General features: G+C 51.6%; 19 protein-coding genes and 1 rRNA gene. 9 read left to right on the top strand and 11 right to left on the bottom strand.

The features are described from left to right. Window positions 1–3: 3 nt before the first annotated feature. The 7 genes from mioC to asnC all read right to left on the bottom strand — a co-directional run bounded on the left by mioC (window position 4) and on the right by asnC (window position 8,415). Entirely contained in the window at window positions 4–444 is a 441-nt protein-coding gene (gene mioC, locus WN53_RS07740; protein WP_024484681.1) for an FMN-binding protein MioC, read from the bottom strand. A 469-nt stretch (window positions 445–913) separates the two neighbouring features. Then, window positions 914–2,425: a basic amino acid/polyamine antiporter gene (locus tag WN53_RS07735; RefSeq protein ID WP_024484680.1), complete on the bottom strand. Its 1,512-nt coding sequence runs from the start codon at window positions 2,423–2,425 to the stop codon at window positions 914–916. Between the two features lie 72 nt (window positions 2,426–2,497). Beyond that, window positions 2,498–4,870, bottom strand: coding sequence for an Orn/Lys/Arg family decarboxylase (locus tag WN53_RS07730; protein ID WP_024484679.1), 2,373 nt, complete (start codon window positions 4,868–4,870; stop codon window positions 2,498–2,500). Window positions 4,871–4,947: 77 nt separating this feature from the next. Further along, window positions 4,948–6,414 carry a basic amino acid/polyamine antiporter gene (locus tag WN53_RS07725; RefSeq protein ID WP_024484678.1) on the bottom strand — a complete coding sequence of 489 codons (1,467 nt, stop codon included), beginning with the start codon at window positions 6,412–6,414 and terminating at the stop codon, window positions 4,948–4,950. 194 nt (window positions 6,415–6,608) lie between these two features. Next, window positions 6,609–6,923, bottom strand: coding sequence for an acid-activated periplasmic chaperone HdeB (gene hdeB / locus WN53_RS07720; RefSeq protein WP_024484677.1), 315 nt, complete (start codon window positions 6,921–6,923; stop codon window positions 6,609–6,611). Window positions 6,924–6,972: 49 nt separating this feature from the next. Beyond that, window positions 6,973–7,581 carry a DUF308 domain-containing protein gene (locus tag WN53_RS07715; protein ID WP_158645269.1) on the bottom strand — a complete coding sequence of 203 codons (609 nt, stop codon included), beginning with the start codon at window positions 7,579–7,581 and terminating at the stop codon, window positions 6,973–6,975. Between the two features lie 372 nt (window positions 7,582–7,953). Further along, window positions 7,954–8,415, bottom strand: a complete 462-nt coding sequence (gene asnC, locus WN53_RS07710) for a transcriptional regulator AsnC (protein WP_024484675.1) — start codon at window positions 8,413–8,415, stop codon at window positions 7,954–7,956. Window positions 8,416–8,570: 155 nt separating this feature from the next. On the opposite strand from asnC, the gene asnA reads away from it, so the two are divergent. Then, on the top strand, window positions 8,571–9,563 hold the full coding sequence (asnA, locus tag WN53_RS07705) for an aspartate--ammonia ligase (protein WP_024484674.1): 993 nt from the start codon (window positions 8,571–8,573) through the stop codon (window positions 9,561–9,563). Window positions 9,564–9,566: 3 nt separating this feature from the next. Here the strand turns inward: asnA and viaA are convergent, their stop codons facing one another. After that, the gene (viaA, locus tag WN53_RS07700; protein WP_024484673.1) at window positions 9,567–11,030 is read right to left on the bottom strand and encodes an ATPase RavA stimulator ViaA; all 1,464 of its coding nucleotides are present in this window, start codon (window positions 11,028–11,030) and stop codon (window positions 9,567–9,569) included. 2 nt (window positions 11,031–11,032) lie between these two features. Then, a complete protein-coding gene (gene ravA, locus WN53_RS07695) occupies window positions 11,033–12,541 on the bottom strand; it encodes an ATPase RavA (RefSeq protein ID WP_024484672.1) in 1,509 nt (502 codons plus the stop codon). 309 nt (window positions 12,542–12,850) lie between these two features. Here ravA and kup point away from each other — a divergent pair, with 309 nt between their 5' ends. The 7 genes from kup (at window position 12,851) to rbsR (ending at window position 20,701) form a co-directional block, all read left to right on the top strand. Continuing rightward, window positions 12,851–14,719, top strand: a complete 1,869-nt coding sequence (kup, locus tag WN53_RS07690; RefSeq protein ID WP_024484671.1) for a low affinity potassium transporter Kup — start codon at window positions 12,851–12,853, stop codon at window positions 14,717–14,719. A 166-nt stretch (window positions 14,720–14,885) separates the two neighbouring features. After that, window positions 14,886–15,305 carry a D-ribose pyranase gene (rbsD, locus tag WN53_RS07685; RefSeq protein WP_021181445.1) on the top strand — a complete coding sequence of 140 codons (420 nt, stop codon included), beginning with the start codon at window positions 14,886–14,888 and terminating at the stop codon, window positions 15,303–15,305. Between the two features lie 7 nt (window positions 15,306–15,312). Next, window positions 15,313–16,818, top strand: coding sequence for a ribose ABC transporter ATP-binding protein RbsA (rbsA, locus tag WN53_RS07680; protein WP_021181446.1), 1,506 nt, complete (start codon window positions 15,313–15,315; stop codon window positions 16,816–16,818). A 6-nt stretch (window positions 16,819–16,824) separates the two neighbouring features. Continuing rightward, the gene (gene rbsC / locus WN53_RS07675; protein WP_024484670.1) at window positions 16,825–17,793 is read left to right on the top strand and encodes a ribose ABC transporter permease; all 969 of its coding nucleotides are present in this window, start codon (window positions 16,825–16,827) and stop codon (window positions 17,791–17,793) included. Between the two features lie 25 nt (window positions 17,794–17,818). Next, window positions 17,819–18,706, top strand: coding sequence for a ribose ABC transporter substrate-binding protein RbsB (gene rbsB / locus WN53_RS07670; RefSeq protein WP_024484669.1), 888 nt, complete (start codon window positions 17,819–17,821; stop codon window positions 18,704–18,706). 62 nt (window positions 18,707–18,768) lie between these two features. Beyond that, window positions 18,769–19,695: a ribokinase gene (rbsK, locus tag WN53_RS07665; protein ID WP_024484668.1), complete on the top strand. Its 927-nt coding sequence runs from the start codon at window positions 18,769–18,771 to the stop codon at window positions 19,693–19,695. A gap of 4 nt (window positions 19,696–19,699) precedes the next feature. Next, window positions 19,700–20,701: a ribose operon transcriptional repressor RbsR gene (gene rbsR / locus WN53_RS07660; protein ID WP_024484667.1), complete on the top strand. Its 1,002-nt coding sequence runs from the start codon at window positions 19,700–19,702 to the stop codon at window positions 20,699–20,701. Here rbsR and mdtD read toward each other — a convergent pair. Together mdtD and WN53_RS07650 are read right to left on the bottom strand one after the other, a co-directional pair. Beyond that, window positions 20,698–22,116, bottom strand: a complete 1,419-nt coding sequence (gene mdtD / locus WN53_RS07655; RefSeq protein WP_024484666.1) for a multidrug transporter subunit MdtD — start codon at window positions 22,114–22,116, stop codon at window positions 20,698–20,700. The two genes, rbsR and mdtD, sit on opposite strands and share 4 nt — an antisense overlap. A 37-nt stretch (window positions 22,117–22,153) precedes the next feature. Beyond that, window positions 22,154–22,843: a FadR/GntR family transcriptional regulator gene (locus WN53_RS07650; protein WP_024484665.1), complete on the bottom strand. Its 690-nt coding sequence runs from the start codon at window positions 22,841–22,843 to the stop codon at window positions 22,154–22,156. A gap of 518 nt (window positions 22,844–23,361) precedes the next feature. On the opposite strand from WN53_RS07650, the gene WN53_RS07645 reads away from it, so the two are divergent. Further along, window positions 23,362–24,902 (top strand): 16S ribosomal RNA (locus WN53_RS07645). Window positions 24,903–24,960: the final 58 nt, after the last annotated feature.

Here is a 24,960-nt window from a genome sequence, read left to right as displayed (position 1 = left end):
GAATTAGAGTAAAATAATCCAATTCTTCAGCCATTCTTCGGCAGGATCCTCGGGAATTTCATGTTGGGTCACGTCGATCTCAAGACGATCGCCGATCCTTTTCGCTCCACGAGCCTGGAAAAGATCGTCGATCTGTTTGATCGCACCACAGAAGGTATCGTACTCAGAACTGCCCAAACCGACGGCACCGAACTGCACCTGCGATAAATCAGGTTGCTGCTCTGCCAGTTGTTCCAACAGCGGCTGCAAGTTATCTGGTAAATCACCGGCACCGTGAGTGGAGGAAACCACCAGCCAGCGGCCTGACAGTGTCAATTCATCCAATTCAGGGCCATGCAGCATTTCCGTTGAGAAACCTGCTTCTTCGAGTTTCTCGGCCAAATGTTCAGCCACGTATTCTGCGCTGCCAAGCGTGCTGCCACTGATCAGAGTGATGTCTGCCATGAATGAATGATCCCAACCTTAAACTCAAGAGGCCGTATTGTACTCTGTGAATCAGCTGGGATCTACCTGTGGATAATATGGGTATAACGATCTAGGTAACCTGGATCCACCAACAGCATCAACGGTTCATCAGACACAATAATGGCGCTATTTTTCATAATTGATTGATTTAAATAGCTAGAAAATCATTGGGTGGGGTCTGAAGTAATCTTGCCAACCTTGCCGTGGTTGTTCCTGTATGAGGATAAGTTTTATTTTTCAGCTGGTGGATAAGATGGAGGGTGGGGCGAAAGCCCTATGCATGAGCGCAGAAGCAGGCGTTACTGGCGGTATGATGACATGATTAACCGCGGCTATGGTTAACCATGTCACCAATTCCTTAAACACTGGCTCTTTCAATAAAGCCTAAGGTCTTCAAATCGCAGCTTTGCTCCCCTAGCTTCTCCCGGGCTAGGGGGCAAAAGATCGGTTATAGCGTGATGCGCCCCATCATTAGCAACCAGATGACGATGGCATCAAGCAGCAACAGGATAGCCAGATAAAAAATTTCTTTATTCTGGAACAGCGGCTGATTGTCGCCCTTCTCTTTACGAGACCATATGAACACCGGTAGCCCGCAGGTAAGCAGAATGGGAACCAGCGCTACATACTGGATTTGGCTGGCATAAAGGATAAACAGGCAGAATATGACGCCAAGAATGCCGCTGACAAGGGCAAATTTACGCCCCTTTTTGGCATACTGATCGTACTCACGATTGAGGCAAATTTTCGCCATATACAAGGTCGTAGTGATATATGCAGGCACCACCATCAACGCACTGATGTTGTACATCGTGTTCCACGCGTCATTAGAAAAATAGACTAATAACATCGCGGCCTGCATCACAAAACTGCTGACCCAAAGGGAAACATTGGCGGCCTGTTTGCTATTGGTGCGCGCAAAAGCCCGTGGGAAAGCGCCTTTTTGCCCGGCAACCATGGGAATTTCAGCACAGAGCATCGTCCAGGCTAGCCAGCCTGCCAGTACTGAAATAATCAGTCCTACGTTCATTAACCAACCGCCCCAGTGACCGACTACTTTCGCCAGGACGCCTGCAGTTGAAGGATTACTGGCCTGAGCGAGTTCTGCCTGCGGCATAACGCCAAACGGTAATATCGACATCAGTATGTAGATGATCAGCGCCAACAAAAAGCCCAGCAGCGTGGCCTTACCAACATCTTTCTTGTTTTTGGCGCGTCCAGAAAGAACGACGGCGCCCTCTACGCCAATAAATGCCCATAGTGTTACCGTCATAGGGGCAAGAATTTGCGACATCAGTGATACGGGTTTAGCGTGGTTGCCGACCCCTTCAACGATTTGTGGTGCAGTTCCCCAAAAGTTGCTGAACAGCTGAGAATAATTGATTAAGAAGCCCAGTATGACAACAAACAGCACCAGTGGTACAAGTTTGGCGATGGTACCGAGAGTGTTCACAAAACCCGCAACTTTCGTCCCGGATAACACCAGGAAGTTGTAACCCCAAATCAAAACCGAACCGCAGATAATTGAATTCAGGTTATTGCCATCGGTGAATACACCGGGGAAAAACTGGTTTAACGCGTCCATCAAGATTACGGCGAAGGCGACGTTGCCAAAGGCAGTCATCAGCCAGTATCCCCAGGCGACGTTGAAAGCAATAAATGACCCGAAGCCTTCCTGGGCATACATATAGACGCCCGCCTGTAGGTCGGGGCGCAGGTCGGACAACAGGCGGAATGAGTTTGCGATAAAGTAGATACCAATACCTGCGATAAGCCACGCGATTATGATCGGCCCTACTGCCGAGGTAGCAGCTGTGTTTTGGGGAAGGCTAAATACACCACCGCCAAGCATAGATCCTACAACAATGGCGATTAATGCAATTAGCCCGAGCTTGTGCTCGCCGTCTGTCTTTGCTGTGTCAGTAGCACTCGTTGATGATGTTGAAGATTGATTTGACATAAATAAAACCCTTGCATCGGAATAGATATCACCCCGGCCCTGGCTGGTCGGAGCGATGAGATAACCAGCTGATTATTGGCGACCTTTTTTAATTGTTGGAGAAACCCGGCGTTTAAAACGGAGCTGTTCCGGCCGCTTTACAGCTTTGCGTTCATCTTCAATGATGGCTCTTACCCAAAAGTCACCATTTTCATCAACGTTGATACCCTGGATCTCATGTTCAAAACCTGGGAAGTGTTTATCAAAGTCCTGTAAAGCTCGCAGATAGCCCATAATGCCTTTGTCGCCAACTGGCAGACGTTCACCTGGCATTAGGACCGGGATACCTGGTGGGTAAGGAACCAACATGCTGGCGGCAATACGGCCAGAAAAATCATCCAGGCGGATGTGTTCTGCCTTATAGCGCAGCACTTTCTGATAGGCCGCAGCCGGAGTCATCACCGGTTCAGGGTCGGTATTAACCGCCTCATTAATGTGGTTCATCAGGTCCAGCTCGCACATTTTTTCATGCATCTGCTGGCAGAGTTGTTTCAGGGTCAAGTTATCGTAATGCGGTGATTGGCCTTTCAAAGACGCAATAGCATCAACGGCAAGCGCATCGGAGTCATAGAGTTTTTTAAAGGTCAGCAGGTTTTCAATTAACGTGCCCCATTTTCCTTTGGTGATACCAACAGAAAACAAAATGAGGATCGTGTAATCGCCGGTGCGGGCAATTTCAATCCTTTTGTCATCGAGGAATTTGGTGATCAAATAGCCAGGTATACCCTGTTCTTGGTAACTACCATCCAGGTTAATGCCTGGGCAGGTAATGGTGACTTTTACCGGATCAAGCATGCTATTGGTATCAACCAGATCTTCATCGTGAAAGCCGTGCCAGCTATCGCCCGCAGATAATTCCCAACATTCAGGACCCTGGTTGAGTAGCTCAAGCGGAGCCTCTTCAAAGCTGTACTGTTTACCCGTTGCCTTATCATGAACCTCCGCTGGCTGTAGAACGTCAAAAAACCAGGCTGATTCGCCCTCTTGTTCGCGAATCTGGCGTTTAACGGAAACGACGGCTTTACGGAACGCAATGGCTTCATCGATCGACTCCTGTACCAAGGAACGACCGGAATCTCCCTGCATCATACTTACCGCTACATCAATTGAAGCAATGATCGGGTAAAAGGGAGATGTGGTGCCGTGCATCATGAATGAATCGTTAAAATCATCAAAATCCAACGGAGCACGGTGGCTTTTTTTCACATGGATCATTGAGGCCATTGATAGAGAAGGCAGCATTTTATGGGTCGACTGCACAGCAAAAATGGTCGGGCGATCGGGAGTGTCTTCAACGTCCATTGCGAAACGGTTCTTATACATCGGATGGAAACGGGCATACGCATACCAGGCTTCGTCAAAATGAATGCGTGGTACGCTGGCTCCCAGATATTTCACCACGTCATTAACGTTGTAACAGAAACCATCATAGGTACAGTTAGTGACAACCGCATAAGTGGGCGATGTGTCTACCGCATCTGAAGTCAGCGGGCTTTTGGCGATCAACTCATCAATACTTTCTTTTTTCAGGCGTTGAGTCGGTATTGGGCCAATCAACCCATAGGCATTACGCGTGGGCTTAAGGTAGACCGGGCGTGCCTGGGAAAGCGTTAGACCATGATTTAGCGATTTATGGCAGTTACGGTCGACAATGGCAATTTCATCCGCTGCGACCGCCCCTTGAGCCACGATACGATTGGAGCCGGATGAGCCGGAAACGCCATAGAACGTCCAATCAGCGCCAAAAAGTTCAGCGGCGATGTCTTCTGATTTTTTGGACGGCCCTGCATGGATGAGGTAATCCCCCATTTCAGCTGTAGCGACTCCGATATCGGCCCGCATCATGTTTTCGCCGAAGAAGTTGATAAACTCAGTACCGACAGGATGCTTTAAATAGGCCATACCACCCATGTGCCCTGGGCAGTCCCAGTAATAGTCGCCGTCTTCGGTAAAGTTTTTTAGCGTTTTAAAGTAAGGCGGCAGCAGGTTTTCAGCATATCGGTGAATAAGCGTATAAATACGATTGGCAGTGAAGGTCGGGGTTTCGGAAAATAAATAAATATACTCATTTACTTCTTTGAGTATAGCAAGGGATACCCTGTCAGTGACATTGTCTTCAGATAATAAGAAAAGAGGCGCAGTGGCATTTCGTTTACGAAAAATATCAATGAACTCCTGACATTCAATATCTATTTTAGGATTGCTTGGGTCCCAGTAAATCCCTACCGCACTGTATTTTTGGCTTTCATTAATAACCTTCACTGCATCGCTAATCTGATCCACAATGAAGGTGGTAAATCCTCTGGCTTTAACCGCCGCGTTGAGCTCTTCGAGAGCTTGTATCGCGGGGGGATCTTGTTTTAATCCTCGAGAGGATACAAACAAAATATTGTGATTAAACTTCATAATTAATTACCTTTTTTGAATAAATAAATTAGTAGCCACCGATTAATCGGCGACAAAAAATGACGTCTAAAAATTGGTTATAACTTTATCGTACCGTTGATAAAGAGAAACCCTGTAAATGCATCAAGAGCGATTAATGATAAGAAAACTTTCATTTCATTACCTTTAAATATTTTTTTCATACCTCCCTCATGAATTCTCGCCCAAAAGAATAACGGTAGGCCCAGCGTTAATAGCATTGGCACCATGGCAAGATATTTCGGTTCGCTGGCGTAAAACATAAACAAGCAAAATAACAGCCCTATCACACCACTGATTAGTGCACTAATACGGCCATTACGAGCATAATTATTATATTCACCATTGATACATAACTTGCATAAGTAAGCGGTGGACAGCAGATAGACAGGTAAAACTGTCAAGGCTGAAATCGAGAGCATGGCTATCCAGGCGTTACTTGAAAAGTAAACCATCAAAACCACAAGCTGCATTAAAGCGCTGCTGACCCATAGCGAAACCGATGCCGCTCCTTGATGGTTTCGTTTAGCAAATTTTTCTGGGAAGGCTGAATTTTGAGCTGCAACCATAGGAATTTCTGCACAAATCATGGTCCAGGCTAACCAACTGGTTAACACCGAGATCAGCACACCAATATTAATCAGTCTTTCGCCCCACTCGCCGACAACAATCTTCAGGATCCCTGCCGTTGACGGTGTGGCGATCACGCTCAGTTCTTTTTGCGTCAAGACCCCGAAAGGCAGGATAGAAATCAAGATACATATGATAAGTGAAATGATAAAACCAATTAAGGTTGCCCTGCCGACATCTTTTTTGTTTTTTACTCTTCCAGACAATGCAACGGCGCCCTCAACACCAATAAAACACCATAGTGCAACATCAAGTGGCGACTTTATCTGGGAGAATACCGAGCCTAGATACTCCTTAGGAAATAAAGGATTGTTTGCCCAGATGTTACTGGTGAGTTCGTTAACGTTAAGGAAATAAACTAGAACGAATACAAATATAACTAGCGGTATTAGTTTTGCTAACGTCCCTATAATATTTACCGCACCTGCCAGTCTTGTTCCAGACAACACTAAAAAATTGAATCCCCAGATAAGAATAGATATGCCAATAATTGAAGGGATATTGTTTCCGCCGCTAAACCCTCCCGGGATAAAATAATTCAGGGTATCCATCACCATGATACCAAAGGCGACGTTGCTGAAAATAGTCATCAGCCAATAGCCCCATACGACAATAAATGCGCAGAAGGTACCAAAACCTTCCTGAGCATACATGTAGATGCCAGCCTGTAGGTCTGGACGAATATCCGAAAGAATAATGAATGTACGAGAAATGAAAAACATTCCGAAGCCGCAGATTAACCAAGCTATAGCCACAGAACCCACAGCTGAACTGGCGGACATATTCTGTGGTAGCCCATCAACGCCACTGCCAATCATCGAACTGACTACGATAGCAACTAATGCCAATAGTCCTAATTTTTGATTGCTATCTTTTGCTGCTAAGCCTGTAGGCATAATTTATCTTCCTATTATAAAAAACAACAGTATGGATTGTTATTTTTTAGCGAAAATCCTTCTGCCTTTTAAAGTAAAATCCCCTAAATCCCAACTGAGAGTCTTATCTTATTTTGAGGGAGTGTTGGGTGAGGTTAATTCTTGTTATACAGATAAAGTCAGTTATCGTAGATAGCTGACTTTATCTGATGGTATTATTTGATTTCGTTAATCCACTGCTTAAATTCTTCCAGCTTGCTTTCAGGTTTTTGCTTGCAGGCTTTGATGACCTGCGGAACATAGATGGTTTCTACTTCATTCCAGTCAACATAGTCACCTTGCTGATAAACATTATCTTTATTGACCACCCAGAATGCTACGGGGGTCATCGCCTTAGGGTTAAGATCAATGAATTCTTTGCAAGTCATATCCTGTGGGGTTGTTTTACCCGTAGTTTCTGCGTTGGCTACATTAATACTAGCCACAATCAAAGCTGAAGCGATAAGGATCTTTTTCGTAAATTTAGTCATGATAACTATCTCCTGATTAATATTGTATATATTGAAAAATGTATCGAGATTAAGCAACGGAGTGTCTGTCTTTATGTTGGTTAAAACCATAGTTAAGAATGAACAAAAACCATGAAGTTAATACCATTTCAAGACCGATTAACATTACGGTTAATAGGTATGATGTGTCTTCACCAGCACTCAGCCAGATGAATGCAATAGCAAAATCCAGGATACCGATAAAAATACACCAGTAACGCCCAATCATTTCGCTATTGTTAAACGCGGTAGTCAGGCGACTCATACCCCCTAACAAAAATAGAATACAAATGAGCATTGAAAGAATATTCATTCCGACCATTGGGCTTGATAAAAAGCTAACGCCTAGAAAAATATAGATAATGCAAAATAGACACAATGAAATGAAACTCGAAGTGTTTTTTCTGAAAGCCAATGCGCTGACGAAGGAGTATATCCCTGAAATAACAAACAAGCTTCCTAAAAGATAGCTCAAAGCAATACCAGAATAGACAGGAACGAGTAGACATAAAGTACCGCACAGTAAAAGCAGTACGGCTAAAAATAAAACAATTTTTTTATATTTACTCAGTGCCCGGAGACTGAGTTTGTTAATGGTATCACTGTCAATATAAACCATCATCTCTCCCTTGCTTGCCACGCCTGCTATCAGTGCATGATCAAAGTGTAGTTTTATAAAGTGAGAGAATAATATTTTAAACGACTCTTCAGGTATATAAGAGCAGATAACTACAGATGTCGTATGATTCCTACATATGTAAGACTTGCATTTATAATGATTAACAGATTAGTGATATTGACGTGTATGACCCAATAATTTAACAAATGCCTCACATTCTTCAGGAACACCCTATTGATGCAAACGTGACCTCCGTAGACCCGATTTTCAATCTTTTTTAAACGTTCTATCTTTTCCTTTCTGGCAAAGTGATTTTACTCAATCAGGTTTGGGCTGCCTTACACAGCACCACGGGCCTATCATAGAGGCTTGTGGGCTGTGAAAAATCGCTTATTAAGGCGTAATGGTACGCATGATAGGATTCTGCAACGAGATCAGCGTCTCCGTTGACTGGATCTCGTCGATGGTCTGGATTTTGTTGATCAGTACCTGTTGCAGCGCATCGATCGAGCGGCACATCACCTTGATAAACACGCTGTAGTGGCCGGTGGTGTAATAGGCTTCCACCACTTCATCCAGGCTTTCGAGCTTTTTCAGCGCCGAAGGGTAGTCCTTGGCACTCTTCAATATGATGCCGATAAAGCAGCAGACGTCGTAGCCCAGCTGTTTTGGGTTCACATCAACCCGCGTTCCGGTGATGATCCCGGCCTGCTTCATCTTCTCCACCCGCACATGAATGGTGCCGGGGCTGACGGCAAAATTCTTCGCCAGTTCGGCGTAAGGCATGCGGGCATTCTCCATTAATGCGTTGAGGATGCCGCGATCGAGATTATCGATCTGATAAATTTCTGCCATTAAATGCCCCTTTAATTGCTGATTGTTGAATTATCACCGCTTAAAAATGACCGATTAAAAGCGAAAAGACAATATTGATTGATGGATATTGAATTTAGGTGCCATTCTGTTGCTTAATCATTGGCAACTAGACAGATTATTCAAGAGATACGGCAATGAAAAAGCAGTTTATCCAAAAACAACAACAAATCAGCTTCGTAAAATCCTTCTTCTCCCGCCAGTTGGAACAGCAGCTTGGCCTGATTGAAGTGCAGGCCCCGATCCTCAGCCGACTGGGCGATGGTACTCAAGATAACCTTTCTGGCAGCGAAAAAGCCGTTCAGGTGAAAGTCAAAAGCCTGCCGGACGCGACGTTTGAAGTCGTGCACTCGCTGGCTAAATGGAAGCGTAAAACCCTGGGTGAGCACGATTTCAGCGCGGGTGAAGGTGTGTATACCCATATGAAAGCGCTGCGCCCGGATGAAGATCGCCTGACGCCGATCCACTCGGTGTATGTCGATCAGTGGGATTGGGAACGTGTAATGGGAGATGGCGAACGTAGCCCGGCTTACCTGCAAGATACCGTTAAGCGGATCTATGCCTCTATAAAAGAAACGGAAGCTGCGGTGAGCCGTGAATTTGGTCTGGCACCGTTCCTGCCAGAACAGATCCACTTTGTTCACAGCGAAACATTGCTGCAACGTTACCCTGAGCTGGATGCCAAAGGCCGTGAACGTGCGATCGCCAAAGAATTGGGAGCAGTATTCCTGATTGGTATTGGTGGCAAACTGTCACATGGTAAATCCCATGACGTGCGTGCACCGGATTATGATGACTGGACCACGCCAGGTATCGAAGGGCTGAAAGGGTTGAACGGTGACATCGTGGTGTGGAACCCGGTGTTGCAGGATGCGTTTGAACTTTCCTCGATGGGAATCCGTGTTGATGCGGCAGCGTTGCAACATCAGCTGACGTTAACCGACGATCTGGATCGCCTGAAGCTGGAATGGCACCAGTCCCTGCTGCGTGGTGAAATGCCTCAGACCATTGGTGGTGGTATTGGTCAATCACGCCTGGTGATGCTGTTGCTGCAACTGTCGCATATTGGGCAGGTACAGTGTGGCGTGTGGGGACCAGAAGTACGCGAGAGCGTTGAAGGGCTGCTGTAACAGCTAGCGACTCCAGCGCCGCAGTAAACGGCTTTTTAACCCGGTATCAAAGCGCCAGATATGATCGAAGATGCGCATGATGCCGGGTTTGCCATAGGCTGACATGGCCACCGCGTGAAAGCGTTGCTGGTGGCTGTGCTGCTGTGACTTCACTTTCTTGATCACCTCTTCCGGCAGCCGCTGGGCAATAAAATCGGAAATAATCACCGCATCGGCGTCAAACCAGTCGCTTTCCGCCATTTTGCTGACGGTGGCATTCAGGCAGGCGGCCAAATCCGTCCCGCCACGAAAATGCTGGCCCAAGAAACGCACCGCCTGTTCGATACCGCTGGCGGCCGTCAGTTCATAGTGCACAATCTGGCTGGCAAACAGCATGATGTAGCAGCGGCGATTATCTGCCAGTGCGACACGCAGCAGTGCCAGGCAAAAGGCCTTGGCGCATTGTTCATTAAAGCCGCCCATTGAGCCGGAGGTATCTACGCAGACAATAAACGGCCCGCGTGGCTGCCGGTCCTGCTGCTGATGGGTGACCTGGTGCATCATGATCTGTTCCTGCCAGGCATCCCCTTGCAGGCGATAGGTCAGCAAGCGTTTTTCCAGCAGCCGCCGGTAAAATTCAAACTCCAACTCTTCAATGCCCAACGCCGCCAGTTCGGGAGGCAGTAGCCGCAGGATGTCGTCACTTTGGTGTATACCGCTGACCTCTTCCGGCTGAATGGCGGGTACCTGCACCATCACCCGGTACGGTTCCGGCTGCGCGTCTTGTTGCTGCACCGCCTTGGCTTCATAGCTGCGGCCCAGTTGCTGCGCCAGCTTTTGTAGCTCTGGCTGTTGTTGCAGGAAGTCTCCGTACTCCACCAGCCGTTGGTAGTCACCGCGTTGTAACTGGCCTTTGCTCATATCCCACAATCGGCCTGCGGCCGTGTCGTTCTCTGCCAGCACCGGCTCCAGTGCGCCGCTCAGCGCCAACCGTTCTTGCAGCTCGGCCATCAGTTGTTCACGCTCCTGCTCCAGTAACTTATGGTGCAGCATCGTGGCCTGCAGAGTCAGGCTAATGCGCCAGCGTTGCAGAAACAGGGTCTGGAAACTGCCATCGAGCGGATGAGAGGGGAGATCGGCGGCGTCCACCATGCTCCGTGCCTGGGCGTAAAACGGCGACGCGCATTGGCGTAACAGATCGAGCGTCTCGTTAAGGTTTTGCGAGAACTGGCCGTGGCTTTCCAACTGGCACTGCTGGTAGCGGTAAAACTCTTGCGCCAGCACCGGCGGCACCACGGCTTGCTGAATGCGATCTTTCAGTTGCAGCTTCCATTGAGGCAGATCGCGGTTGATCGCCCGGCGTATCGCCGGGAATTTATTGAAAAATACCGCCAACTGCGGCGTGGCCAACAGGCCAATGATCAGTTCTTCGATCAGCTCGCCTTCGGAGATCGACAACAGCATATCGAGCGTTTCGAGGCTCAGCATGGTTACTGGCCGCGCATTTGCTGGGACAGCTGTTTGATCTGCTCAGCCACCTGCAACAGGCTGGCTTCAATTTTCGCCAACCCGGCGGCTGGGGTAAACAGGCAGGGTTGATGCTGGCTGAATAGCCGCCGCTGCTCTGCCTGGCGCTGGCTTAATGTTTCTATTTCGTCCAGGAATTCTGGCGGGGTTCCCCCAGTCGGCTTACCCGGCATGGCCAGCAGGGAGGGCTGGCGGCTGACGTCTAACACGGTCAGGTGCAGTTGCTCATCGACTTCCAGATCGATCTGCTGGGCAAAACCAATACCGTTGAGCTTGGCGCGCACGTCACCGCCTTTTTGCAGCCAGTTTTCCAGCATGCTGCTTTCGATACTCAGGTGGTTAACCTGAATGTCGTGCAGCTGTAATGGCTTTTGCAGCAGCAGCGTCAAAGTGGTGCCAGTGAGCTGATGCTCCAGCACGTATTGTGGCTTGCGGCTGAACATGCCGCCTTTTTTCACCAGTTGGATGGCTTGGCGATGACTCTGTTGCTGTTGATGCTGCATCCAACGGGTGTGGATCTGCTGTAGCTGGATCAACAAGGTTTGCTGCTGATAGGCTTGTTCGGTCAGCAACTGATCGATTTGTTGCTGTAACAACTTTAATGATGTCCGATCGTGCCACAGGCAATCCTTCAACAGCATTAAATCCAACGGCACAATGGTGTCGCGGCCGCTGAAAAAGGCGCAGGCCTGCAGTAAGCGCAGGGATTTCTTCCAACGCCGGTCGGAAACATAAGGCGCCTGTTCCAAGGCGTCTAACCGTTGGCGCAGCAGGAAAATCAGTTCAAAGCAGTTTTCCGGCAGTTTGACCTTATCGATCAGTGGTTGCCATTGGTGGAACTCTTCATCGCTGATGCTCAGCGCTTCGGGCACCGGGTTGTCGCTTTCATTCTGGCGGGCCACCAACAGCGAGCGGAAATTCTGCTTATCCTGCACCTTATCAAGCCACAGCCGGATCAGCATACGGTCATACAACGCTTCAAGGCTGCTATCGGCCTCGGGTAATTCATTGGAGGCGGTGACCAGCAGGCGCAGCGGAATGGGCTCTTCACTATTGCCGTTACGGAAGCGGCGCTCGTTGATCGCGGTAAGCAAGGTATTGAGGATTGCCGGGCCAGCCTTCCAGATTTCATCAAGAAACACGATCTCTGCTTCAGGCAGATAACCCGCAGTCAGGCGCTGATAGCGGCCTTCATCTTTCAGAGCCTGGATCGACAGTGGGCCAAACACCTCTTCCGGTGTGGAAAAGCGCGTCATCAGGTATTCAAATGAACGAGCGCTGCGGAAGGCAAATTTCAGCCGGCGGGCGATCAGACTCTTGGCGATCCCCGGCGGGCCGAGCAAGAACACACTTTCGCCGCACAAGGCCGCCAGCAAGCACAGCCTGATAGCCTCTTGCCGTTCATAAAGACCGCTCTCCAGCGCACTGCTGAGGCGGGAGATCCGTTCTGCCAGAAGTGTTGATGACGCCATAAAATAGCTCGCGTTGTCCGGAGGTTAGAGCCTGCCACCCAGGCCGACAGCCAATCTTGCTAGAGAATCCGATGATAAACCATCATTATTTTTAGCCCTATAGCTGGTTGATTAGTAAAATTTTTCTATGCTCAACAAGGGGGCTGATTCACATTTTGTTTATTTTTGGGACCCGATATAAGAGTAGGCAAGTAGTATAAATGATGCATACTGTGCGCCTTTTACCGGGTGTAACGGATCTTAGAGCCCATATCTTAAGCCTGATGCGGATGCGTCGGTTGACGGATGATCTAGCAAAAGAAGCAAACTATGAGCACAGAACATAAACAGTCTTTATCGGCGGTTACCCTGGCGGCTATTGGGGTCGTTTACGGTGATATCGGCACCAGCCCGCTCTATACCTTGCGAGAATGTTTTTCCGGCCATTACGGTTTTGACGTCCGGCCCGATGTGGTGTTTGGCTTCCTTTCCTTAATCTTCTGGATGTTGATCGTCATCGTTTCCCTGAAGTATCTCACCTACGTTATGCGTGCGGATAACGCCGGTGAAGGCGGGATACTGACGTTGATGTCTTTGGCAGGGCGCCATACCTCGGCGCGGACCACGTCTTTTCTGGTGATCCTGGGCCTGATTGGTGGCAGCTTCTTCTATGGCGAGGTGGTGATCACCCCGGCGATCTCGGTGATGTCGGCGATCGAAGGGCTGGAGATTGCCGCCCCGTCGCTGGATCCCTATATCGTCCCGCTCTCCATTCTGGTACTGACCTTACTGTTTGCAATCCAAAAACACGGCACTGGCAGCGTGGGCAAGCTGTTTGCCCCGGTGATGCTACTGTGGTTTATCGTGTTGGCAGTCCTGGGAGCGCGCAGCATTATCTCCAACCCGGAAGTATTGCAGGCGCTGAACCCGAAATGGGCCCTCAACTTCTTTGTTGAATATAAGAAGGTGTCGTTCTTCGCGCTCGGTGCGGTGGTGCTGTCGATTACCGGTGTGGAAGCGCTGTATGCCGATATGGGCCACTTTGGCAAATTCCCGATCCGCCTGGCCTGGTTCACCGTAGTGCTGCCTTCGCTGGTGCTTAACTACTTCGGCCAAGGGGCATTGCTGCTGAAAAATCCGGAGGCGATCAAGAACCCGTTCTTCCTGTTGGCCCCCGACTGGGCGCTGATCCCGCTGCTGATATTGGCCACGCTGGCCACGGTGATCGCCTCGCAGGCGGTCATTTCCGGCGTCTTCTCGTTGACCCGCCAGGCCGTTCGTCTGGGCTATCTGTCACCGATGCGTATCATTCATACCTCGGAAATGGAGTCCGGCCAGATCTATATCCCGGTGATCAACTGGACCCTGTATATCGCCGTGGTGTTGGTGATTGTGGGCTTCGAACACTCCAGCAACCTGGCCGCAGCCTATGGCATCGCGGTGACTGGCACCATGGTATTGACCAGCATCCTGATCACCTCCGTTGCCATCAAGAACTGGCATTGGAATCGCTTCCTGGTGGGGGGCATTCTGGCGATCCTGCTGATTATCGATGTGCCGATGTTCTCGGCTAACGCCCTGAAGCTGTTCTCTGGTGGTTGGTTGCCGCTGACGTTGGCCCTGGTGATGTTCCTGATCATGATCACCTGGAAGAGCGAACGCTTCCGCCTGCTGCGCCGGATGCATGAGCACGGCAACTCCCTTGAAGCGCTGATTGCCTCACTGGAAAAATCACCGCCGGTTCGCGTGCCAGGCACTGCAGTGTTTATGTCCCGCGCCATTAACGTGATCCCGTTTGCCCTGCTGCATAACCTCAAGCACAACAAAGTGTTGCATGAGCGAGTGGTGCTGCTGACCTTGCGTACCGAAGATGCCCCTTATGTGCATAACGTCCGGCGGGTGACGATTGAACAACTGTCGCCGACCTTCTGGCGGGTAGTGGCCAGCTATGGCTGGCGTGAAACGCCGAACGTTGAGGAAGTCTTCCACCGCTGTGGGTTGGAAGGGCTGCCATGCCGGATGATGGAGACGTCGTTCTTTATGTCCCATGAATCGCTGATCCTCACCAAACGGCCGTGGTATCTGTTCCTGCGCGGCAAGCTGTTTATCGCCCTGAGCCGCAATGCGCTGCGGGCTGCCGACCAGTTTGAGATCCCGCCTAACCGGGTCATCGAACTGGGAACCCAGGTCGAAATCTAAATCAGGGGCTCAGCATTTGCTGGGCCCTTCTTTTTTAGCTACGCTTTGTCGAACGTGAGCGAAACGTTTCGATGACGATCACATTTCCGCTATTACAGGGTTGTCTTCCCCTGCTGATTTTCTACACTGACTCAATAGCGAAACGTTTCGCTGCTGGAGTTTACTCATGAAAAAAGGCGTACTACTGAATTCTGATGTTTCTGCGGTGGTCTCTCGTCTCGGCCACACCGATCAAATCGCGATTTGCGATGCGGGCTTGCCGATCCCGGCCGTGACGCCGCGTATCGATCTGGCGCTGACCCAAGGGGTGCCGACGTTCTTGCAGGTTGTCGGTGTTGTGACGCAGGAAATGCAGGTAGAGAGCGCCATCTTGGCGGAAGAGATCGTCAAGCATAACCCGTCGCTCCATGAAGCGTTGCTGGCCCAACTGACGCAGCTTGGCCAACACCAGGGCAATACCATCAGCATCAGCTATATCAGCCACAGTGCGTTTAAAGCGCAAACCGAACACAGCCGGGCCGTGATCCGCAGCGGAGAATGTTCGCCCTACGCGAACGTGATCCTGTGCTCCGGCGTAACTTTCTGAGGCGCCTATGCAACCTTTACTGCAACTGAAAGGGATCGATAAGGCCTTTCCCGGCGTGAAGGCGCTTTCTGGCGCCGCCCTGAGCGTTTATCCCGGCAGGGTGATGGCGCTGGTGGGGGAAAACGGTGCCGGCAAGTCCACCATGATGAAAGTGCTGACCGGTATCTACAACAAAGATGCGGGCAGCCAATATTTCCTCGGCAAAGAGGTGGCCTTCAACGGGCCGAAGGATTCGCAGGAAGCGGGTATCGGCATCATCCACCAGGAACTGAACCTGATCCCGCAGCTGACCATTGCCGAGAACATCTTTCTTGGCCGCGAGTTCGTTAACCGCTTTGGCCGCATCGACTGGAAACGCATGTATGCCGAAGCGGACAAACTGCTGGCGCGTTTGAACCTGCGTTACAGCAGCCACCGGCTGGTGGGGGAATTGTCGATTGGCGATCAGCAAATGGTGGAAATCGCCAAGGTGCTGAGCTTTGAATCCAAAGTGATCATCATGGATGAGCCGACCGATGCCCTGACCGATACCGAAACCGCCTCGCTGTTTAAAGTGATCAACGAGCTGAAAGCCGAAGGCCGCGGCATTGTTTATATCTCCCACCGCCTGAAAGAGATCTTCGAAATCTGCGACGATGTGACCGTATTCCGTGACGGGCAATTTATTGCTGAGCGGCCGGTTGCCGAACTGAATGAAGATTCGCTGATCGAAATGATGGTGGGCCGCAAGCTGGAAGAGCAGTATCCACGCCTGAACCTGCCGCGTGGTGAAAAACGCCTGCAGGTGAGCCACGTTTCCGGCCCTGGCGTGCATGACGTCAGCTTTACTTTATACCGTGGTGAGATTTTGGGTGTGGCTGGCCTGATGGGGGCTGGGCGTACCGAGCTGATGAAGATCCTGTACGGTGCGGCGCCACGTAAAAGCGGCACCGTGAACCTGGATGGCCATGAAGTGGTCACTCGTACTCCTCAGGACGGTCTGGCCAACGGTATCGTCTATATCTCCGAAGACCGTAAACGTGATGGTCTGGTGCTGGGGATGTCGGTGAAGGAAAACATGTCGCTGACCGCGCTGCGCTACTTCAGCCGTGCAGGTGGTGGACTGAAACATGCCGACGAGCAGATCGCCGTCAGCGATTTTATCCGCCTGTTCAATATTAAAACGCCGTCGATGGAGCAACCGATTGGCCTGCTTTCCGGCGGCAACCAGCAAAAAGTGGCGATTGCCCGTGGCTTGATGACCCGGCCAAAGGTGCTGATCCTCGACGAACCGACCCGCGGCGTCGACGTCGGGGCCAAAAAAGAGATCTACCAGTTAATCAACCAGTTCAAGCAGGAAGGGCTGAGCATCATTCTGGTGTCTTCGGAAATGCCGGAGGTGCTGGGCATGAGTGACCGCATCCTGGTGATGCACGAAGGCCACCTCAGCGGCGAATTCCCGATTGAACAGGCCACCCAGGAAGTGCTGATGGCAGCAGCCGTCGGCAAGCAATACGGCGTAAAGCAGGAGTAATCAGATATGAGTTCACAAAGTGTCGCAGCTAAGCGCTGGTTCAGTAAAGAGTGGCTGTTGGAGCAGAAATCGCTGATTGCCCTGCTGGTGCTGATTGCCGTGGTGTCTTCAATGAGCCCGAATTTCTTCACCGTTAATAACCTGTTCAATATTCTGCAGCAAACCTCGGTGAACGCCATCATGGCGGTCGGTATGACGTTGGTGATCCTGACTTCCGGCATCGATTTGTCGGTCGGATCGCTGTTGGCGCTGACCGGGGCGGTAGCGGCTTCGATTGTCGGATTTGAAGTCAATGCGGTAGTGGCTGTGGCAGCTGCGCTGGCATTGGGGGCTGCCGTAGGGGCCTGTACCGGGATTATCGTTGCCAAAGGCAAGGTTCAGGCGTTTATCGCCACCCTGGTGATGATGCTGTTACTGCGCGGCGTGACCATGGTGTACACCAACGGTAGCCCGGTCAATACCGGCTTTACTGACGTTGCCGACACCTTCGGCTGGTTTGGGATTGGCCGCCCGTTGGGCGTTCCTACCCCGATCTGGATCATGGCCATCGTGTTTATCGCCGCCTGGTATATGCTGCATCACACCCGTCTTGGCCGCTATATTTATGCGCTGGGCGGCAACGAAGCGGCTACCCGCCTTTCCGGTATCAGCGTCGATAGGGTTAAAATCATCGTTTACTCCCTGTGCGGCCTGCTGGCGGCACTGGCTGGGGTTATTGAAGTGGCGCGCTTGTCCTCTGCGCAACCTACCGCGGGTACCGGCTATGAGCTGGATGCTATCGCTGCGGTGGTGCTGGGTGGTACCAGCCTGGCTGGGGGTAAAGGGCGCATCGTCGGTACCCTGATCGGGGCGCTGATCCTTGGCTTCCTGAACAACGGTTTGAATTTACTGGGTGTTTCTTCCTACTACCAAATGATCGTGAAAGCAGCCGTTATTCTGCTGGCGGTTCTGGTAGACAACAAAAGTAACAAGTAACCTCTCCCCTACAGGAATCACGACCATGAAAATGAAAAAACTGGCAACCTTAGTTTCGGCCATCGCGTTAACCGCCACCCTGAGTGCTAACGCCCTGGCAAAAGACACCATCGCGCTGGTGGTTTCTACGCTCAACAACCCGTTCTTTGTTTCGATGAAAGAGGGGGCGCAGTTGGAAGCCAACAAACTGGGTTACAACCTGGTGGTGCTGGATTCCCAGAACAACCCGGCGAAAGAGTTGGCCAACGTGCAGGATCTGATGGTGCAGAACCCGAAACTGCTGCTGATTAACCCAACCGACTCTGACGCGGTAGGTAACGCCATCAAGATGGCCAACCAGGCCAAGATCCCAGTCATTACGCTCGACCGTATGGCAGCGAAAGGCGAAGTGGTTAGCCATATCGCTTCCGACAACCGCGTGGGCGGTAAAATGGCCGGTGACTTTATTGCCCAGAAAGCCGGTGCTGACGCTAAAGTGATCCAGCTGGAAGGCATTGCCGGGACATCTGCTGCCCGTGAACGTGGTGAAGGCTTCCAACAGTCACTGGAGCAGAACAAGTTTAAACTGCTGGCCAGCCAGCCGGCGGACTTCGATCGTACCAAGGGTCTGAACGTTATGCAGAACCTGCTGACCGCGCATCCAGACGTGCAAGCCGTGTTTGCACAGAACGATGAAATGGCTCTGGGCGCGCTGCGTGCATTGCAAACAGCCGGTAAAACAGATGTCATCGTGGTTGGCTTTGACGGCACCGCAGACGGCGTGAAAGCGGTTGAAGGCGGTAAACTGGCTGCCACCGTGGCACAGCGTCCGGATCAGATCGGTGTGATTGGCGTAGAAACGGCTGATAAGATCTTGAAAGGCGAGAAAGTACCGGCGACTATTCCGGTTGATTTGAAACTGGTTACCAAGTAAGTCATCTCCAGCGCCATCGGAACGGGGCGTGACGATGGCGCGCAATTTAAGGGATCCCTGTGATGGAAACAGCAAAGCTGGTGGTTTTGGGCAGCATCAATGCCGACCATATCCTCAATATCAACCAGTTTCCCCAGCCGGGCGAAACGGTGATCGGCCAGCAGTATAAGGTCGCCTTTGGTGGCAAAGGGGCTAACCAGGCGGTGGCTGCCGGGCGCAGCGGTGCGGATATCGCCTTTATTGCCTGCGTAGGCGCAGACGATATTGGTGAACGTATTCGCCAACAGCTGGCAACCGATCGCATTGATACCCAACCGATTGAAGCTATCGCCGACAGCACCACCGGCGTGGCGCTGATTTTCGTCAATGCCGAAGGCGAGAACGTGATTGGTATCGATGCCGGTGCCAACGCGGCGGTCACTCCCGATTATCTCAACCGCTATCGGCAACGGGTGATCGATGCCGATGCGTTATTGATGCAGCTTGAGTCACCGCTGGAAACGGTGATTGCCGCCGCCAAACTGGCCAAGCAGCACCAAACCCAGGTGATCCTCAACCCGGCTCCGGCCTGTGAGCTGCCTGACGAACTGTTAGCCATGATCGACATGATCACCCCGAACGAAACCGAAGCCCAGCGGCTGACCGGTATCGCGGTGAATAATGACGCTGACGCCGAGCGTGCCGCCAACATCCTGCATGATAAAGGCATCGGCTGCGTGATTATCACCCTCGGTAGCCGCGGCGTGTGGTTGAGTGAAAACGGCAAGGGCAAACTGGTACCGGGCTTTAAGGTCAAGGCGGTAGATACCATCGCGGCCGGTGATACGTTCAACGGTGCCTTGGTTACGGCCTTGCTTGAAGGAAAAGTGATGAGTGATGCGGTGCGTTTCGCCCATGCGGCGGCGGCCATTGCCGTTACCCGGCCCGGTGCACAGCCTTCTGTGCCATGGCGTGAAGAGATTGACGCCTTCTTGCAGCAACAGGGATAACGCTTTGGCTACCATGAAAGATGTCGCCCGCCTGGCGGGTGTTTCAACCTCGACGGTTTCGCACGTGATCAATAACAATCGCTTTGTCAGCGACAGCGTGCGTGACAAAGTCATGGTGGCCGTGGAACAGCTTAACTATGCGCCTTCCGCTCTGGCGCGTAGCCTGAAACTCAATACGACGCGTACCATTGGTATGCTGGTGACCTCCAGCAATAACCCGTTTTATGCCGAAGTGGTGCGCGGCGTGGAACGCAGCTGCTACGAGCGTGGCTACAGCCTGATCCTGTGCAACACAGAGGAAGATGTGGCGCGTATGAATAGCAGCATGGAAACGCTGCTGCAAAAGCGGGTGGATGGCCTGCTGGTGATGTGTACCGAAAACCACCGCCCTTCGCAGGATGCACTGAGCCGCTACCCCTCTTTGCCGATCGTGATGATGGACTGGTCGCCGTTCGAAGGGGCCAACGATATCATTCAGGATAACTCGTTGCTGGGGGGGGAAATGGCTACCGATCATCTGATCGCTCGCGGCTATCGCCAAATAGCCTGTATCGCCGGGCCGCTGGATAAAACCACCGCGCGCCATCGTTTGGAAGGCTATCGCCGCGCCATGAAGCGTGCCGGTCTTGAAATCCTGCCGGGCTATGAGGTGTATTGCGACTTTGAGTTTGAAGGGGGCGTGCACGCCATGAAGCAACTTCTGGCGTTAGCCGAGCCACCTCATGCGGTGTTTGCCGGCAACGATGCCGTCGCCGTCGGCGTTTATCAGGCGCTTTATCAGGCCGGGCTGGTGGTGCCAAAGGATATGGCTGTGATGGGTTACGACGATATCGAACTGGCCAAATATCTGGCCCCACCGCTCAGCACCATTCATCAGCCCAAAGATTCATTGGGGGAGCTGGCGATCGATGCGCTCATCAACCGCCTGCAAAACCCCGAACGTGATGCCCAGATCCTGGTACTGACGCCAGAGCTGGTGGAGAGAGACTCCGTCGGTTACCGCTAACGGGTCGCCTTCGCTTCTTTGCGTGGTTTCTCTTTGCCGGTGATCAGGTTATTGCCGTCTTTTCTTCTTAACAGCATAAAGACGAAGGCCGAAGCAACGGTCACTATCCCCATGGTAATAAAGGTGTAGTGGAACTGATCGATCATGGTGCCGATCTCCATCGAGCCATAGAAGCGCAACACGGCGGCGCTGATCGCCACGCCAAAGCTGATAGACAACTGCTGCGTTACTGCCAGTACGCTATTGCCGGAACTGGCGTTGCCATCGTTCAGATCTGCCAGGCTGATGGTATTCATGGCAGTAAACTGCGTCGACATCGCCATCCCTAGAACAAACAGCGGCAAAATCATCAGCCACAGCGGCATGCCTGGGCTTTGCAGTGAGAACTGCGCAATCAACACGCCGATAATGATAGTGATACCCACCAACGTCTTGCGATAGCCGAACCAGCGCAACACCTGGGTAACGGTCGACTTGGCCATCAGAGAACCCACCGCCGTCGGGGCCATCATGCAACCGGCGACGATCGCCGAATAGCCAAAGGCCACCTGCAGCATCAACGGCATCAGGAAGGGAACGCAGCCGGTCCCCAGCCGTGAGGCCACGTTACCGGCAATGCCGACGGAAAAGGTGCGGGTCTTGAACAAATCCAGCCCAATCAGCGGCTGAGCGTGGCGGCGGGCGTGAATGATATAGCCAAACAGCATCACAAAGCCGCTCAGGAACACCCCCAGAGAAATGTAATTGGCCAGCACCTGCTCGCCAAACAGCTCCAGGCCGGTGGAGATGAGTACCAGGCTAAGGCCAAACAGCATAAAACCGATGAAATCAAACGGCCGCTTCGGCGTGGTGAAGTCTGGCATATATTTACGGGCGTAGACGATGCCGAGCAAGCCTATCGGGATGTTAATCAGGAAGATCCAATGCCAGGTGGCGTAAGTAACCAGCCAGCCGCCAAGCAGTGGCCCCATTATTGGTCCAACCAGGCCAGGCATGGTGACAAAGTTCAGTACCGGCAACAGCTCACTACGCGGATAGGCCCGCAACAGGGCAAGGCGTGCTACCGGCATCATCATCGCGCCGCCAATCCCCTGCAAAATACGTGAGGCGACCAGGAAACTCAACGTTGGGGACAAGGCACACAATAGCGAGCCAAAGGTAAACAGGGATACGGCGATAATAAACACCCGCCGGGTACCGAAGCGATCGGCCAGCCAGCCACTCACCGGGATTAGCATCGCAACCGTCAGGGTGTAACTGATCACCGCCGACTGCATCGCCAAGGGGGAACGGTCGAGGCTGTGGGCTATCGCCGGTAAGGCGGTATTGAGAATAGTGGCATCCAACGCCTGCATAAAGAACGCCATCGCGGCGATCCAAGGCAACCCTGCCATGCTGCGTGCAGATTTTGTCATCGTGATCCCATTTTCCTTCTATATATAGCTGCGGAGTTTACGCATTTCCCTGCAACAATGTTTGGCATGCTGTGAGGGCTGCGGTGCTGTCACTGGCGACTATGGCATCCACAATGGCCTGATGGTGTTGCAGTTTGATCACTTCATTACCGGTGATCGCCCGGAAATAGCTTTGATACACCGAGCTGAACAGGTTGGCGAACGAGGTGAGAAACGGATTGGCGCTGGCTTCATAGATCAGCTGGTGATACTGGGTATCGACTTCAATCCAGCGTTCGCGGTCAAAATCCACGTGTAGCGCCTGCATTTCTGCCATCAGCGTGACCAATCGCGTCTTTTGCTCCGAGGTGGCGTTGATGGCTGCCAATGAACAGGCCTGAGGTTCCAGGGACGTGCGTAGGATAAGGAAGTGCTGCATGACCTGGTCGAAGTTCTCCCTGGTCATCCACCAGGTCAGCAGATCCTGATCGAGGAAGTTCCATTGGCTTTGGGGCATGACCCTGGTGCCGATGCGGGGGCGCGGTAGCAGCATGCCTTTGGCCGCCAGCATTTTTACCGCTTCACGTACCGCAGTGCGGCTGACGCCAAACTGTTCTGCCAAATCCATCTCGCCTGGCAGGATGCTGCCGGCTTGATATTCACCGGCCAGGATCTGTTGGCCGAGCTTTTCTGCCAGCAGATAAGAAAGATTACGCTGTGCGGCCTGTTGTTGAGCATCGAATTGCATGGCTGCGGTTCCTTTAACTGCATTGTTATCTTTCATTTTACGCCAGGGAGCGCCAGCTTTTACGGCTGTTTTCGGGAAAAAGTGGCAAAAACGACGAACAAGACAGCGTTTTGCCGAAAAAAGCCGCGCTTGAAAAGTTTTTTTAATTTAGGGGTTGCGCCCTTCTGAGAACTCCCTATAATGCGCCTCCACTGACCGGGAACAACGACTCCTCTAACGAGAACCAAGTCACCCAGCCAGGAAGACCAACCCGGTGAAAACACCGAAATAAAGGTTGACTCTTCAGGGGAATCGCGTAGTATACGCCTCCTCGAGTTAGCAAGCGAAAGCGCGTAACTCACTGCTCTTTAACAATTTATCAGACAATCTGTGTGGGCACTCACAAGACGATATCCAGCTACTTCGGTAGCAAAAAATATCAAGTCTTGAAGAGTGACCAAGCAGTAATTCATGCGAATGAATTATTACGAAAGTTAATTTTCGAGCATCGCTTCACGAGTTGAAGCAAATCAAGCTTTTAATTGAAGAGTTTGATCATGGCTCAGATTGAACGCTGGCGGCAGGCCTAACACATGCAAGTCGAGCGGTAGCACAAGGAGCTTGCTCCTGGGTGACGAGCGGCGGACGGGTGAGTAATGTCTGGGAAACTGCCCGATGGAGGGGGATAACTACTGGAAACGGTAGCTAATACCGCATAACGTCTTCGGACCAAAGTGGGGGACCTTCGGGCCTCACACCATCGGATGTGCCCAGATGGGATTAGCTAGTAGGTGAGGTAATGGCTCACCTAGGCGACGATCCCTAGCTGGTCTGAGAGGATGACCAGCCACACTGGAACTGAGACACGGTCCAGACTCCTACGGGAGGCAGCAGTGGGGAATATTGCACAATGGGCGCAAGCCTGATGCAGCCATGCCGCGTGTGTGAAGAAGGCCTTCGGGTTGTAAAGCACTTTCAGCGAGGAGGAAGGGTTCGGTGTTAATAGCACTGTTCATTGACGTTACTCGCAGAAGAAGCACCGGCTAACTCCGTGCCAGCAGCCGCGGTAATACGGAGGGTGCAAGCGTTAATCGGAATTACTGGGCGTAAAGCGCACGCAGGCGGTTTGTTAAGTCAGATGTGAAATCCCCGAGCTTAACTTGGGAACTGCATTTGAAACTGGCAAGCTAGAGTCTTGTAGAGGGGGGTAGAATTCCAGGTGTAGCGGTGAAATGCGTAGAGATCTGGAGGAATACCGGTGGCGAAGGCGGCCCCCTGGACAAAGACTGACGCTCAGGTGCGAAAGCGTGGGGAGCAAACAGGATTAGATACCCTGGTAGTCCACGCTGTAAACGATGTCGACTTGGAGGTTGTGCCCTTGAGGCGTGGCTTCCGGAGCTAACGCGTTAAGTCGACCGCCTGGGGAGTACGGCCGCAAGGTTAAAACTCAAATGAATTGACGGGGGCCCGCACAAGCGGTGGAGCATGTGGTTTAATTCGATGCAACGCGAAGAACCTTACCTACTCTTGACATCCACAGAACTTTCCAGAGATGGATTGGTGCCTTCGGGAACTGTGAGACAGGTGCTGCATGGCTGTCGTCAGCTCGTGTTGTGAAATGTTGGGTTAAGTCCCGCAACGAGCGCAACCCTTATCCTTTGTTGCCAGCACGTAATGGTGGGAACTCAAAGGAGACTGCCGGTGATAAACCGGAGGAAGGTGGGGATGACGTCAAGTCATCATGGCCCTTACGAGTAGGGCTACACACGTGCTACAATGGCATATACAAAGAGAAGCGAACTCGCGAGAGCAAGCGGACCTCATAAAGTATGTCGTAGTCCGGATCGGAGTCTGCAACTCGACTCCGTGAAGTCGGAATCGCTAGTAATCGTAGATCAGAATGCTACGGTGAATACGTTCCCGGGCCTTGTACACACCGCCCGTCACACCATGGGAGTGGGTTGCAAAAGAAGTAGGTAGCTTAACCTTCGGGAGGGCGCTTACCACTTTGTGATTCATGACTGGGGTGAAGTCGTAACAAGGTAACCGTAGGGGAACCTGCGGTTGGATCACCTCCTTACCTAAAGATATGCAGTTAAGTGCAGTGTCCACACAGATTGTCTGATGAAAAGTAATGA

Source organism: Serratia fonticola, assembly GCF_001006005.1.
Taxonomy (GTDB): domain Bacteria; phylum Pseudomonadota; class Gammaproteobacteria; order Enterobacterales; family Enterobacteriaceae; genus Chania; species Chania fonticola.
The sequence above is the reverse complement of the archived record's forward strand: the minus strand, read 5'-3'. Positions and strand labels throughout refer to the sequence as shown.